Annotated in this window: 14 protein-coding genes; 6 read left to right on the top strand and 8 right to left on the bottom strand. The window is 63.9% G+C overall.

Translation table 11 applies throughout. The features are described from left to right. Positions 1 to 151: 151 nt before the first annotated feature. The 4 genes from HB393_RS11045 (at position 152) to HB393_RS11030 (ending at position 2,201) form a co-directional block, all read left to right on the top strand. A complete protein-coding gene (locus tag HB393_RS11045) occupies positions 152 to 493 on the top strand; it encodes a type II toxin-antitoxin system HicB family antitoxin (RefSeq protein ID WP_213805228.1) in 342 nt (113 codons plus the stop codon). Next, positions 490 to 921 (top strand): TA system VapC family ribonuclease toxin, encoded by a 432-nt coding sequence (locus tag HB393_RS11040; RefSeq protein ID WP_213805227.1) that lies wholly within the window; start codon positions 490 to 492, stop codon positions 919 to 921. Before HB393_RS11045 ends, HB393_RS11040 begins: the two co-directional genes overlap by 4 nt. A 5-nt stretch (positions 922 to 926) precedes the next feature. Beyond that, positions 927 to 1,694 (top strand): lipoyl(octanoyl) transferase LipB, encoded by a 768-nt coding sequence (gene lipB / locus HB393_RS11035; protein ID WP_213805226.1) that lies wholly within the window; start codon positions 927 to 929, stop codon positions 1,692 to 1,694. A gap of 300 nt (positions 1,695 to 1,994) precedes the next feature. After that, entirely contained in the window at positions 1,995 to 2,201 is a 207-nt protein-coding gene (locus HB393_RS11030; RefSeq protein WP_213805225.1) for a hypothetical protein, read from the top strand. 30 nt (positions 2,202 to 2,231) lie between these two features. On the opposite strand, the gene HB393_RS11025 is transcribed toward HB393_RS11030, so the two are convergent. Further along, positions 2,232 to 3,143, bottom strand: a complete 912-nt coding sequence (locus tag HB393_RS11025; RefSeq protein WP_213805224.1) for a DMT family transporter — start codon at positions 3,141 to 3,143, stop codon at positions 2,232 to 2,234. A 40-nt stretch (positions 3,144 to 3,183) separates the two neighbouring features. Between HB393_RS11025 and HB393_RS11020 the strand changes: the two genes are divergently transcribed. Then, entirely contained in the window at positions 3,184 to 4,128 is a 945-nt protein-coding gene (locus tag HB393_RS11020) for a DUF5996 family protein (protein WP_255550987.1), read from the top strand. Between the two features lie 192 nt (positions 4,129 to 4,320). Next, positions 4,321 to 5,979, top strand: a complete 1,659-nt coding sequence (gene sucB, locus HB393_RS11015; RefSeq protein ID WP_213805223.1) for a 2-oxoglutarate dehydrogenase, E2 component, dihydrolipoamide succinyltransferase — start codon at positions 4,321 to 4,323, stop codon at positions 5,977 to 5,979. Between the two features lie 89 nt (positions 5,980 to 6,068). Here the strand turns inward: sucB and purK are convergent, their stop codons facing one another. From purK to HB393_RS10980, 7 genes are all read right to left on the bottom strand, one after another. Further along, complete coding sequence (gene purK / locus HB393_RS11010; protein WP_345945150.1) at positions 6,069 to 7,244, bottom strand: 5-(carboxyamino)imidazole ribonucleotide synthase; 1,176 nt, start codon at positions 7,242 to 7,244, stop codon at positions 6,069 to 6,071. Positions 7,245 to 7,246: 2 nt separating this feature from the next. Continuing rightward, a complete protein-coding gene (gene purE / locus HB393_RS11005) occupies positions 7,247 to 7,774 on the bottom strand; it encodes a 5-(carboxyamino)imidazole ribonucleotide mutase (protein WP_345945162.1) in 528 nt (175 codons plus the stop codon). A 66-nt stretch (positions 7,775 to 7,840) separates the two neighbouring features. Then, the gene (locus HB393_RS11000) at positions 7,841 to 8,104 is read right to left on the bottom strand and encodes a hypothetical protein (RefSeq protein WP_213805221.1); all 264 of its coding nucleotides are present in this window, start codon (positions 8,102 to 8,104) and stop codon (positions 7,841 to 7,843) included. A 13-nt stretch (positions 8,105 to 8,117) separates the two neighbouring features. After that, positions 8,118 to 8,333 carry a hypothetical protein gene (locus HB393_RS10995; RefSeq protein WP_213805220.1) on the bottom strand — a complete coding sequence of 72 codons (216 nt, stop codon included), beginning with the start codon at positions 8,331 to 8,333 and terminating at the stop codon, positions 8,118 to 8,120. A 29-nt stretch (positions 8,334 to 8,362) separates the two neighbouring features. Then, entirely contained in the window at positions 8,363 to 10,678 is a 2,316-nt protein-coding gene (locus tag HB393_RS10990; protein ID WP_213805219.1) for a hypothetical protein, read from the bottom strand. After that, positions 10,675 to 11,925 carry a phage portal protein gene (locus HB393_RS10985; protein ID WP_213805218.1) on the bottom strand — a complete coding sequence of 417 codons (1,251 nt, stop codon included), beginning with the start codon at positions 11,923 to 11,925 and terminating at the stop codon, positions 10,675 to 10,677. Before HB393_RS10985 ends, HB393_RS10990 begins: the two co-directional genes overlap by 4 nt. A 110-nt stretch (positions 11,926 to 12,035) precedes the next feature. Continuing rightward, positions 12,036 to 12,905: a DUF3037 domain-containing protein gene (locus tag HB393_RS10980; protein ID WP_345945149.1), complete on the bottom strand. Its 870-nt coding sequence runs from the start codon at positions 12,903 to 12,905 to the stop codon at positions 12,036 to 12,038. Position 12,906 lies beyond the last annotated feature (1 nt).

The following is a 12,906-nucleotide window of genomic DNA, read 5'->3' as shown; positions in this document are numbered from 1 at the left end:
GAAAACCAAGTCCGTAACGGCGAAGCCGAGCACTTGGTGCTCGGCTTCGTTGCGTTTCTGGATGCATTTCGGTGGATTAGCTTGCAATCTTTGCAAACCTCAGTTGAATACGGCTTTTTCCGCTTCTTTTATACTGTCTCTGGAGGGTGCGATGACCTATAAAGTCGAACTCGTTCGATTCGGCGAGGGATACTCTGTCGCATGCCCAGAGCTGCCGGGTTGCGCGTCGCAAGGTGAGACCGAGGAAGAGGCGATCGAGAATATCAAATCTGCAATTCTCGACTATCTGGCTGCTACGAGAGATGCCCATCGCACAGAACCCGCGTCCACAAAGGTACGGTATATCTCGGTTCCAGAGCTTCTTCCCGATAACAAGTCCGCACCGATGACTCCCTTTGTCGTGAAGCCCCTTCGTACGGGTCTTCCCCAGAATCTTAACTACGACAAGGTCAGCTTGTTGCTCGAGGAGATCGAAGGACCTCTACACCGGTGATCCTCATCGATGCCAATCTCCTGATCTATGCTTACGATCCAGCCGCCGGAAATCATCACCGGGCTCGTGCGTGGCTAGAATCTGTTCTATCCACTGAGCGTGAGGTGGGGCTTCCGCTCCAAAGCGTAAGCGCCTTCCTGCGGATTCTCACTCAGGTTGGGTTACCGGGCGCCCGGCTAAGCATGGCTGAAGCGATCGACATCGTAGACACATGGTTTCATCTACCATCAGTTCGCCTGCTCTCGCCCTGCGAAACTCACTGGGAGTTGCTTCGCGAGATCCTGATCGAGAGTGAAGCCAACGGGCGGTTCGTCACTGACGCCCAGCTCGCAGCTTTAGTGTTGGAGTTTGACGGAACCCTCTACACGACCGATTCGGACTTTTCCCGTTTTCCCGGCCTTCGTTGGCAGAATCCTCTCGTCCCTTAGATCCTATGTTCGTTCATTTACTCCATCTAGGCCGCGTCTCTTACGTCGAAGGTCTCGCGATCCAACAGCAGGTCATCGCGGCGCGTAAGCAGAACGTCATCGCCGACACGCTCCTCCTGCTGGAGCACCCTCCCGTTATCACCCTGGGACGCAACTCCCACCGCTCCAACATCCTCGCCAGCGACGAGCTTCTCGCCAGCCGGGGAGTGGAGTTGCACGAGATCAACCGCGGCGGCGATGTGACCTATCACGGCCCTGGCCAGTTGGTCGGATACCCTATCGTGGACCTGCGCGGCGACCTGCCGGGCAAGAAGGGTCCGCACCTTGGCCCGGTGGACTATATGCGCCTGTTGGAAGAGGTTCTGATCCGCACCTGCGGCGACTTCGGCGTGATGGCCCAGCGCATCCCCAAGCTCACCGGCGTGTGGACGATCGCGGGAGGAAGTATTCCCGAGAAGAAGATCGCGGCGCTCGGCGTGCACGTCTCGCAAGGCGTCACCTCGCACGGCTTTGCTCTGAACGTCACGACCGATCTTCGCGACTTCGACTGGATCATCCCCTGCGGGCTTACGGGACGGCAGGTGACGAGCCTGGAGTTGGAGGTCGACTCGGACGATCCGGCAGAGCGTCAGCCGACCATGGAATCCGCAGGTAATTCCGTCAGCCGCAACTTCGGGTGGGTCTTCGGACGGCAGATGCTGTGGTGCGAGTCGGTGGAGGCGTTGCTCGATCCTACGCGCGGCCTCGAAGGCGTCGCTGCGGGCGAGCAGTAACCTGCTGCTGAGCAGGCTGATAAAAAGACGCTCGCCGACGGTCAAGTGGACCGCTAAAATCAGTCCCCAGAGGGCTCCATCCATGAAGAAGTTTTTGACGTTGGTATTTGTGATCTGCGCCTGCCTCCCCTCCTTCGCTCAACCAACTTCCTCAGGGAACGGCAGATACAAGGAGACCTTCCTCATGAAGCCGCCGAGCGGCGCGACATCTTCGCCTCGCAGGCGCGGATTGCGAGCAAGGACGACCTCTCCAACTTCACTCGCAGGTGGTTTCAAAGTCACGGCCAGAGCGTACCGTTTGTGATCGACCCGAACGATACGCTGACCCGCGAAGTGAACGCGGACAGAGCCTTTGGGACACGCATCGGCGTCTACCATACTCCGACCTTCTTCGTCGTAAGCGAGAAGGGGTGCGTGAACGTCGATGACCCTAACCTTATCGATCAGACGGTGCAGGCCGCGCTCTCCCAGGCTGCGGCGCCTGTTCGGAGCGGGCCGCGCAAGTAGCTCGCGCCAATACAGTTTGGCGGTCGTTGATTACTCGCCTATCTGAATCGTGGGCGCACGCCGCAGGCCTGCTCTATCCTTCATCTTGCCCGCGAGCCACACTGCCGCGAGAATGAGGCATCCTCCGAACCATTGAAGCGGCGTCATTTGTTCGCCGAAACAAAGAAACGCCCAGACTGCAGTGAGGGGTGAGACGGCCAGCAGAACCACGGACGAGATGGTTGCGGGGAGATGTCCGAGTGCGTACGTCAGGCAGAGGTATCCGGCGAGCTGGCAGACGACGCCTAGGCCCAGCAGCGATGCCAACGAAGATCCAGACGGAATCGCCAGGCTGGTCTTCGTACCGATCGCAAACAAAAATAGAACAACCGTACTCGCGATGGTGGAGAGCGAGACCAAGGTCAGCGTTCCCATTTGTTCGCGGGCACGTTCCGTCACCAAAAGATAAAGCGCGAAACACACCGACGCAAAGGTGGCAAGCAGATCACCCCGGGTCCTCGCGGGAGCGTGGATGTGATCGGCGTAGACGATCAACCAGGCCCCAATCGATCCCAGGAGCAAGGCCACCCAGAAGCTGCGTGAGGGAAGGTTTCTTGTCAGCAGCCAGGTGAAGAGACCGACGATGAGAGGCGCGTTGTTGCCGAGGAAGGTCGCGCTGCCCGCGCCCGTCTGTAAGACGGCTACGTTGTAGCACCCGATATCTGTCGCGAAGAAGACCCCTCCTAAGATCGCGAGTAGCAGCATCTTGCGAGAGATCGCGCCGTGATGGACTCTCCGGGCCAACAGGATGGTGCAGAGAGCAGCGGCGGCGATGAGCATTCGGTAGAAACCGGATGCGACGCCCGGCATGCGTGTCCAGCGTACGAAGATCGCGGACCAGGAGATGGCAAGCACCCCAGCAGCAAGGGCCATGAAAGGCAAGAACTTTGTGATCCGGTTCATCTCTCTGATTCTTCCGCGTGTTACTCTTGGGCCGAAAACCATGCAGCCGACCGAACTCGATATGCCAAACCGTCCCGATGACATCTGGCCCGCTCTTCCCCAGGCGGCGTGGAGTGAGACCTGCGCCACCCTGCAGCTCTGGATGCAGATCGTGGGTAAGGTTCGGCTCGCACTGATGCCTAAGATCAACCATACCTGGAACGTAACGCTCTACCCCACGGTGCGCGGTCTCACCACCTCGCCCATGCCGTACGGCACCCGTATGTTGCAGATCGACTTCGACTTCATCGATCACACGCTGGTGCTGGAGACCAGCGAGGGCCACCGCAGCACCCTGCCCCTCAAGCCCATGACCGTCGCGGCGTTCTACCAGCAGGTGATGACCGCGCTCGAAGACCTTGGTACCCCCGTCAGCATCTGGCACATGCCGGTTGAGGTCGCGGAGCCGATCGCCTTTGAGAAGGACGAGACGCACCAGGCGTACGACCCTGAGTCCGCGCAACGCTTTTGGCGCATTCTGCTGCAGACCACGCGGGTCTTCACCCTCTTTCGCGCCCGCTTCACCGGCAAGGTAAGCCCCATCCATCTCTTCTGGGGAGCGCTCGATCTGGCCTGCACGCGCTTCTCCGGCCGTCCCGCGCCGGAGCACCCCAGCATGGCTGGCCTGCCCGATCACGTTACCCGCGACGCCTATTCGCACGAGGTCAGTAGCTGCGGATTCTGGCCCGGCGCGCCCGGCATGGAGGCGGTCTTTTACAGCTACGCCTATCCAGAGCCGCCCGGCTATGCCGAGAGCGCAATCGCGCCCGCCCAGGCCTTCTTCGACCCGAAGCTGGGCGAGTTCGTCCTGCCATATGAAGAGCTGCGCCAGTCCGCGGACCCGGATTCTGCCCTGCTTCAGTTTTTGCAAAGCACCTACGAGGCGGCCGCGAACCTTGCCCACTGGGATCGAGCCGCCCTGGAAGTCGCAGCGAAGGACGAATAACGCATCCGGCGATTGCTAAATGGTGCCGATCCTTCAGGTTCAGCGCCGGACCGTTGATCGTGCCATCCCACCCACTGCCGATTATCGGCTAAACATGCCAGTTATCCACTGACCGACTTATAATCCAGAATTGCGCGGCTTGATCGCATTATGCCGCGCTGAGTGCTAAGTACAACCAGGATAAGGACCCTCATGCCGACCGACGTAGTCATGCCCCAGATGGGCGAATCCATCACCGAAGGCACCATCACCAAGTGGCTGAAAAAGCCAGGCGACAGCGTTCAGCGGGACGAACCGCTCTTTGAGATCTCCACCGATAAGGTCGATGCCGAGATTCCCTCGCCCGCTGCGGGCACCCTGGAAGAGATCAAGGTCGCTGAGGGAACCACCGTTCAGATCAACACCGTAGTCTGCACCATCGCCGAGGGAGCCTCCTCCGGCGCTGCCGCTCCGACCCCCACCCCGGCCAAGGCCGAGACAGCCGCTGCCCCCGCCGCCGATACCGCGACCCCGGCAGCCGTCGATACTCCCGCCGCCACGCAGGGCAATCCGCCCGCCTCTGCCAGTCCAGGAGCAGCCGGTCCGGGAACCGACATCGTCATGCCCCAGATGGGCGAGTCCATCACCGAGGGCACCATCACCAAGTGGCTCAAAAAGGTAGGCGACACCGTCCAGCGCGACGAGCCGATCTTCGAGATCTCGACCGACAAGGTCGACGCCGAGATTCCCTCGCCCGTCGCCGGCGTCCTCACCGAGATCAAGGTCACCGAGGGCACCACCGTTCAGATCAATACCGTGGTCGCCGTCATCGGCGGTGGCGCGGGTGCTCCGGCTGCGAAGCCTGCTGCCCCGGCTGCGGCTGCTCCGGCCGCCTCGGCCCCTGCGGCATCCGCGCCGGCTGCATCGGCCTCTGAGGGCGAGAAGGTCCGCTCCTCGCCGCTGGTCCGCAAGATCGCCAAGGACAACAACGTCGACCTCACCCAGGTCCCGGGTTCGGGAGCCGCTGGCCGCGTCACCAAGAGCGACATCGTCGGCCATCTCGAAGGCGGAGCCAAGCCCGCCGCCGTCGCTCCGGCAGCGCCATCTCCGGCTGCATCGGCTCCTGCACCTGCCAGGCCCGCCGCCCCGGCTGCAGCGCAGCCTCTGCCCGGCGAAGTGGTCCCCATGACCCGCATGCGCGCCATCATCGCCCAGCGCATGGTCGAGTCGAAGCGCACCAGCCCGCACGTCCACACCGTCTTCAAGGTGGACATGACCCGCATCGTCAAGCTGCGCGAGAAGGAGAAGAACAAGTACGAGCAGCGCAACGGCGTGAAGCTGACGTACATGCCCTTCATCACCCGCGCCGCCATCGTCGCGTTGAAGAAGCACCCCATCGTCAACGCCGCCGTGCAGGGCGAGGCCATCCTCTATAACAAGAGCATCAACATCGGCATCGCCGTCGCGCTGGAGTGGGGCCTGATCGTCCCAGTCATCAAGCAGACCGAGGAGAAGAACTTCCTCGGCATCACTCGCTCCATCGTCGATCTCGCCGACCGCGCCCGCAACAAGAAGCTCGCTCCGGACGAGGTCTCGGGCGGGACCTTCACCCTGACCAACTCCGGCATCTTCGGTGAGCAGTTCGGCACGCCGATCATCGCTCAGCCGCAGGCGGCAATTCTCGGCATCGGCGGCCTCAACAAGGAAGCCGAGGTCGTCACCGACAAGGACGGCCAGGAGTCGATTGCGATCCGCTCGATCCAGCGCTTCACGCTGGGCTTCGATCACCGCATCGTCGACGGCGCGGACGCAGGCAAGTTCATGTCCGACTTCAAAGCCTACCTCGAGAACTGGACCGAAGACATCGGCTAGTCCAATCTCTCCTCACCGAAACGAAAAAAGCGCGGCAAGCTCATCGAGCCTGCCGCGCTTCTTCTTGTCCTATTGTCCGAAATACCCTTCTACAGCAGCGCCTTCGCCTGCAGCACCAGATCCACGGCCTCCTCGGTCGTCCTGCCCACCGCCGAGAGGTGCCCCATCTTTCTTCCCTTGCGCGGCTGCAGCTTCTCGTACAGATGCAGTCGAACCCCGGGCACCGCCAGTGCCGCATCGAAGCGCGGCTCACGCGGACCGTCCTCATCCATCCAGAGGTCGCCCAACAGATTCGCGATCGCCGCCGGCTGCACGATCTCCACATCGCCCAGCGGAAGACAGCACACCGCCCGCACCAACTGCTCAAACTGGCTGGTCTGGCAGGCTCGCTCGCTGGAGTGGTAGCTGTTGTGTGGCCGCGGCGCGAGCTCGTTGACCAGCAACTGGCCCTCCGTGGTGCAGAACATCTCGACGGCGAGAATTCCTTCCAGTTGGAAGGTATCCGCGATCGCTTCGGCGATCACACTCGCCTCCACGGCCATCGTCACCGGAAGCGGCGCAGGCATCACGCTCCAGGCGAGAATCTGCTCTTCATGATGGTTCCACGCCGCCGGATAGACCTTCACCTCGCCCGCCGGGGACCGCGCCACCAGCACCGAGATCTCGCGCTCCAGATCGACCGCCTTCTCGACGACCCCGGGGCCTTCGCCGAGCGCCGCCCAGGCATCCCGCACCTCGTCTTCAACCGGCACGCCGGGCTTGAAGCCCACCTTGCCCTGCCCGCGGCCATCGTATCCGCCGGTAGCGCTCTTGCAGAAGCAACGGCCCCCGAGCGCGGCCACCGCCTCGCGCACCTCTTCGAGCGAGTTCACCGCCCGATAGTCTCCTATCGGAAAGCGATTGCGCCGCAGCCAGTTCTTCTGCTCCACGCGGTTCTGGATGATGGCCAGCATCTCTCCCCCCGGCCTCACCGGAGCGAAGTTCGCCGCCGCCGCCATGCTCGCCGGGGCGATCTGCTCGATCTCGAGCGTCACCACGTCGCAGGCCCGCGCCAGGTTCGCCGCCTCGCGGCTGTCGTCCCACCCGGCCTCGATGCACTCGTCCACCACAAACCGCGCCGGACAAGCCGGATCCGGATCCAGCACCAGCAGCCGGTAGCCCATGCCCCGCGCCGCCATCGCCGTCATGCGGCCTAGCTGCCCGCCGCCAAAGATTCCGATCGTCGCACCCGGAAGGATAGGTTTTGTTCTCTCAATTCCAGACACGCTTAAGCACCGGCCTTTTTGGTTGATACTTCCAGCTCGGCAAGGTCGTCCAGACCCTGCGCAAGCACCTCGTCGCGCCGTGCCGCACGCCACGCCACCAGCTTCGCCCGCAGCTCCAGATCGCCCGCGGCGGCCAGCATCGCCACCGCCAGCAACGCCGCGTTCGCCGCACCCGCCGCGCCAATCGCCATCGTCCCTACCGGAACCCCCTTCGGCATCTGCACAATACTCAGCAGCGAGTCCATCCCCTGCAACGCCGTCACCGAGACCGGCACGCCCAACACCGGCACGATGGTCTTCGCCGCGAGCATTCCCGGCAGATGCGCCGCACCACCGGCTCCCGCGATGATCACCCGCAGCCCGCGATCCACCGCGCTCTCCGCGTACTCGAACAGCAGGTCCGGGGTACGGTGGGCGGAGACCACCCGCGCCTCATGCGCCACGCCAAACTCCCGCAGCATCTCCACCGCAGCTCGCATCACGGTGTAATCGCTACGGCTTCCCATCACAACTCCAACCAATGGACCCAATGGATCGGCGCTCATGGCCCGATTATACGGTTTCAGGCCACCACCTCGGCCACCGGCCACACCCCATTACGACTTCATCCACACGCTCGCGTTCAAACACTCCACCACTCCATCGATGATCCGGCCCAGGCCCTCCGTGAAGCGGCCCGAATCGGCGATATGCTTCAGCGACACCGCATTCGCCACATCGATCGCGGCCCCTACGATCTCTACCGCAGCCTCCCTCTTCTGCACCCCCGTCTTCTCGCCAAACCGCGCCTCGGTCCTATGGATCACATCCGGCACCAATGCGACTGCCCGCAGAAACAACTTCATAAAATCAAAGTCCATCGTGCTCCTCCCCTTAGCGGCGCAGCATATCGATGGCCAGATGGATCATCGTCAGCACCGCGCCGAAGGCCCCGGCCAACCCTTTCATCCGCTGCACCGTCTGTTCGTGCCGCTCCACACGCTCCTCCAGTTGCGTCAGCCTGCCCGGCTGCCCGACCCCCAGCAACTGCTTCATCTGGCTCTGCAATACGCTTAACTCCGCCAATACCTGCCCTTCGAACTCCGTCATATCCCACCTCCACTCTCCAACCTCCAGCCTTACCCGACCGGAAGATTCGTAAACACCGCACTTGAAAATCGTGAGTACACCGGCGGCGTCGATCCATCAAACATCCGCACGTAGTACCGCTCCACCTGCCCCTCCCGTGGAATCGCGAAGCTCCGCACCGGGCTGCGCAGCACCAGGTCCTGATCCACGCCCGGCTCGAAGTCCCAATCCCGCCGCCGCACTTCGAAGCCCCCACCCGCAGGCGGAGCCGTCCCCGTATCCACCTGCAACACGGTCGCCGTAGAGCTCACCACCTGCAGCAGTTGCAGGTTCGCCAGCGCGGCACCCGGTGCGCTGAGCGCGGTCTCCGGCAGCAGCGCATCCTCCGCGATCGCCTCGGACAAGCTCAACCCCAACCCCTCCGCCCAGTCGTTGGCGAACTCCATGCGGTAGGTCAGCGCCTCAGGAGCGGACATCCGGTCCACGATCCCCACGCGCCGCACCAGCACATTCGTCGTCTGCCCGCCTCGCGTCAGAGCCAGCACATCCCCCGGCCACACGTCCGCGGGATTGGTCGCCTCGTAACTCCCCGTAATCGCCGCCGCACGGCTCGACGCAAAGCTCAAGATCGCCAGCGCCGCGCTCTCACAGTCGACAGAGCTGCGCGCCGCAGGCCGCAACACCTTCCCCAGCCAGCGCGCCGCGCCCGGCATCCCGCCCGCTGCCTCCGTTGCGACACTTGCGCTATCCTCCAGCCGCGCCACCGCCCGCCTGCCCCGGCGATACGCGACGGTTACAATCTCGCCCGCCACCGGAATCCGGCCCGCCAGGAATGTAACCAATCCAGTGCTATTTACCATGCAGTCGACGCCCTCGCCCGCCACGCCGATCAGCCGCGTTCCAGTCACTCCGCTTGGCAACGTGCTCCTAACCCACGCCGAGCCCGCCTGCGTCACCCGGCAGTACCCCATCGACCCGAAGAGCTGCACACTGTTCACCGCCGCGAAGCCGCAGGTCGCGGGCGAGACCGTCACCACACCGTCGTACAGCACCGTGGCCGGCGTATTCGACGAGACCCCCAGATCCTGCAGCTCAAAGACGACCATCATCGGCGCATCCACCAGGCCCCCGCCAAAGCTCTTCACCACGCCATCCACCAGCGCGTAGTAGAGCTGCTGTACCCGCTCGGTCTCCACGCAGTGCAGCCGGATGCGCAGCGTATAGGCGTGGCCCTGCAACGCCGTCAGCGCAGTGCCCACCTCCGCGCCATTCACAAACGGCACCACCAGCGTCGAGCCTCCGCTCTGCCGGACGTTGTACCCCGCGAAGCAGTTCTCCCTCAAAACAGCACCACTATAAAGCCCGCACACCACGCCATCGCTCGCCGCATCCAGACGCAGGCTTCCGGCTTCCACCACCAGCGTCCCACCCATCTCGACCGGATCGATCGCCGTCAGCGTCGTCTGCCCGTCGAGGCCGTTGCCGCCCGTCATCGCCAGTCCGTTCGCGCCGAAGCCCAGATGGGACCCTCCATCGGTCACAGTCCACACCCGCGCATCGAAGACGCCCAGGTCGAAGCTCTCCGACAGCAACTGAGAGCTCTTCCCTGCCGCCTTCGGACGAAACGGCGCCTCCGCCAACTGGAACGCCGCGGTCGTCCCATCGCCCATGAGCAGCTCGCTCACATACGCGTCCGGCTCCAACTCGCCGCTCACCGTTACGTCGTTGGCCAGCTCCTTCACCGAACCCAGGCTCAACGCCGCGATCTGCAACGTGCCATCGCCGTCGCTCAAGGGATGCGTCACCGTCCCCACCGACTGCAGCGTCAAAGCGCCATCCAACACCCGGTACGCCGCATATGCGCCTGCCGCAACGCCGCTCGCATTCTCCGACCAGTTCTGCGTCGGCTCCGGCTGAAACACCCCAACCTGTCTCCCAGCCGCGACGCCCTGGGTTGTAAACAACCCCGCGTCCACACGATCCGTCAGCGTCGTCAGCACCTGTCCGCCGGACTGCCCCAGCCCCGCGCCACTCGTCGCGACGCTCTGCTTATCGAGCAGCCACTCATCGCTGATCGCGCTGAAGGCGGTGCGATACACCGGCCCCGTCGTTCCCGTGCCCGCATAGATCTGCTGCGGCTCCGTCGCCACATACCCCGTAAACAGAGCCGTGCCATCGTCCGAGGTCACCACCACCCGCGCCCGCCGTACCAGCGCCGCCAGCGTGCTTCCGCCCACCGCGACCATTCCACTGCACCGCGAAGGCGCATTCAACGCGCGGTCGATCTTCACTGGCCCATCGACGCAGATGTGCCCCGTATAGTCCACCGCACCACGTCCATCCAGGTTGTCGAAGCTCACCCTCACCGCGCCACCTCCGCCGCCGCAAGCGGCAACAAGCCGCGCATGGCCCGCACCTCATCCACCGTCAACACTCCGGCCCGGAGCAGCTCCGCCTGGATCTGCACCTCCTCCAACTCGTCCCGGCTCTCCAGCTCGTTGAAGCAAAACTCGAACTCCCGCCAGCCCAGCTTCTTCGCGAAGAGATCGCGCGTGATGTGCTCCTGCAGCAGCTTGGCCACCGGAACCACCGCGCTTTGGAACGCCTCGTCCGCCATCTCCGCCGCCGTCGAGCGGTTCACATCCTGTTGCAGCCCTAGCAGCATGGGAGGCAGATCGAACGCATTGGCAATCATGCGAATCAGCGCCTCCTGCCAGGCCAGCCGCAGGTCCGCATCCGTGCCGCCCGCGAAGCGCAGCACCTCGGGCTTCTGCTCGCAGCTCAGCAGCGGAACCCGCCCCGTCCCTTCGATCTCGTCCTGCCACCAGCGGATCAGCCGGTCGTGCTGCTCCGGCGTGGCCTCGTTCAGCCACAGCGCATACTGCACCACCGAGTTGCTTGCCAGGCGGCCCGCATACCGGCTCGCCGACAGAAACTGGTTCACCGTCTCGAAGGCCACCTCCAGCCGCCCCAGCCCGAACGAAGAGTGTGTGCGCGGATTCAGCCGCACATACATCAACTCGTCGTCGCGCAGCGGCACCAGGCCAGCCGCCCCCAGCCGGCCCGTCGCCTGCGCATAGCGCGGCTTGTCGGCACTCCCATCCCACCGTCCATCGATCTGGATGGTCGCCCCATCCACCGCCCATAGGTGAAAGGGACGTAGCAGATCCCCCGTCGCCTCCATCTCCACCGCGCCAAACCCGCCCACCAGCAAATCCTCCAGCACCTGCTCCCACAGCACACGGAAGCTATCCGCCGCGTTTGGCTCCTCCAAGCACCGCCGCAACACCGCCATGCGGGCCGCAGCGTCCTCCACCTCCGCCTCGCGATACCCCCGCCGCACGCGAATCTGCCAGTCCATGCTCGCGATCCGGTCCTTCACCACATTGATCGCCCGCCGCACCACCGGCGTCTCCGCCAGCCTGCGCAGATTCGCCGGAGTAGGCTTCGGCAGCGCACTCTGCCCCATCCGCCCCGCCGGATTGTAAGGACTCAGGATCGAAGGCAACATCGCCGTCTTCCGTTCCCCCTTGGTCGCATCGCCATCCCCCGCCGCAGCCTCAACCCCCACAACCCGCCGCCAAACATCCCGCACCTTCGCCTGCATCCCCATCCCTCACCCCCCAAAAAATCCTTAGCCCAAATAAAAAAAGGCACAGCCAAAAGGCCGCGCCAACCGTCTCGATCTAACCCCTAACCCCTAACCCCTAACCCCTAACCCCTCTATACCCTCAACTCAGCTCTGGCCGTCTCCGCCATCCTGGCCAGATCGTTCACCGTCATCACCCGAATCTCCTGCCGCTCCATCGCCTCCACGCCAAACCGGTACCGCTCCGTCGCCTCATCCGCATCCTCTTCCGCATCCTTGCCAAACGACACCAGCCGGAGAGGTTCCACCACCGCCGTCAGCTCCAGCCTCGCTCTCTCCACCCGCGCCACCCCATCCCGCAGCTGCGGAGCCGAGTAGGCCAGGACCTTCGCCGTCTCCACATCCCCCTCCAGCGACACCGCCTGGAACATCCGGATCAGCCCGTCTGCACCCGCCTGCTCCACACCCACCCGGTACCCGCAATCGATCCGCATCGGATCGCCGGCCCGCGTATACGTCGCCGCCGCGATTCGCTTCCGCATCAGCCCCCAAACCCCGGCCCGCTCGAACTCCGTCCGCATCGCCCCCGCGATCGCCGCCCTTCCCGTACGCTTGCGCTCTACCTTCACCTTCAGCGGCTCCACGTACATCCGCATCAACTGCTCCATCTCCGCCGCCATGCTCTCCGCCAGGCAGGCCTTCACCGGAGTCACCTGCAGCGCATTCGAGAGCGTGTCGGAGAGCAGCTCCATCACCAGCTTCGTCTCGCCCGTATCCGAGCGCAGCCGCGCCGCAATCTCTCCCTCCAGCGACTCCAGTAGCCCCACATCCGCGTCGGCGTCCATGCACCGCACCCGGCTCCAGTCGCGCGTAAACCGCACTGCCGCCGCGCCGCCAGCCGACGGCCCAGCCTTGCGCAGCACCACCCCGATATTCGTAAACTCGCCCTTCACCACATCCGGCACATACCGGATCAGGAAGAACTCGCACGCCAGCCGCTCCATC

This window comes from Granulicella sp. dw_53 (assembly GCF_018449545.1).
Lineage (GTDB): Bacteria > Acidobacteriota > Terriglobia > Terriglobales > Acidobacteriaceae > Edaphobacter.
This window is presented reverse-complemented; position numbering and strand designations above follow the sequence as displayed.

Excerpts from the sequence above, each read along its gene's own strand:
- HB393_RS11045 (WP_213805228.1), top strand. The coding sequence starts at position 152 with ATGACCTATAAAGTCGAACTCGTTCGATTCGGCGAGGGATACTCTGTC.
- lipB (WP_213805226.1), top strand. The coding sequence starts at position 927 with ATGTTCGTTCATTTACTCCATCTAGGCCGCGTCTCTTACGTCGAAGGT.
- HB393_RS11025 (WP_213805224.1), bottom strand. The coding sequence starts at position 3,143 with ATGAACCGGATCACAAAGTTCTTGCCTTTCATGGCCCTTGCTGCTGGG.
- HB393_RS11020 (WP_255550987.1), top strand. The coding sequence starts at position 3,184 with ATGCAGCCGACCGAACTCGATATGCCAAACCGTCCCGATGACATCTGG.
- sucB (WP_213805223.1), top strand. The coding sequence starts at position 4,321 with ATGCCGACCGACGTAGTCATGCCCCAGATGGGCGAATCCATCACCGAA.
- HB393_RS11000 (WP_213805221.1), bottom strand. The coding sequence starts at position 8,104 with ATGGACTTTGATTTTATGAAGTTGTTTCTGCGGGCAGTCGCATTGGTG.
- HB393_RS10995 (WP_213805220.1), bottom strand. The coding sequence starts at position 8,333 with ATGACGGAGTTCGAAGGGCAGGTATTGGCGGAGTTAAGCGTATTGCAG.
- HB393_RS10985 (WP_213805218.1), bottom strand. The coding sequence starts at position 11,925 with ATGGGGATGCAGGCGAAGGTGCGGGATGTTTGGCGGCGGGTTGTGGGG.
- HB393_RS10980 (WP_345945149.1), bottom strand. The coding sequence starts at position 12,905 with ATGGAGCGGCTGGCGTGCGAGTTCTTCCTGATCCGGTATGTGCCGGAT.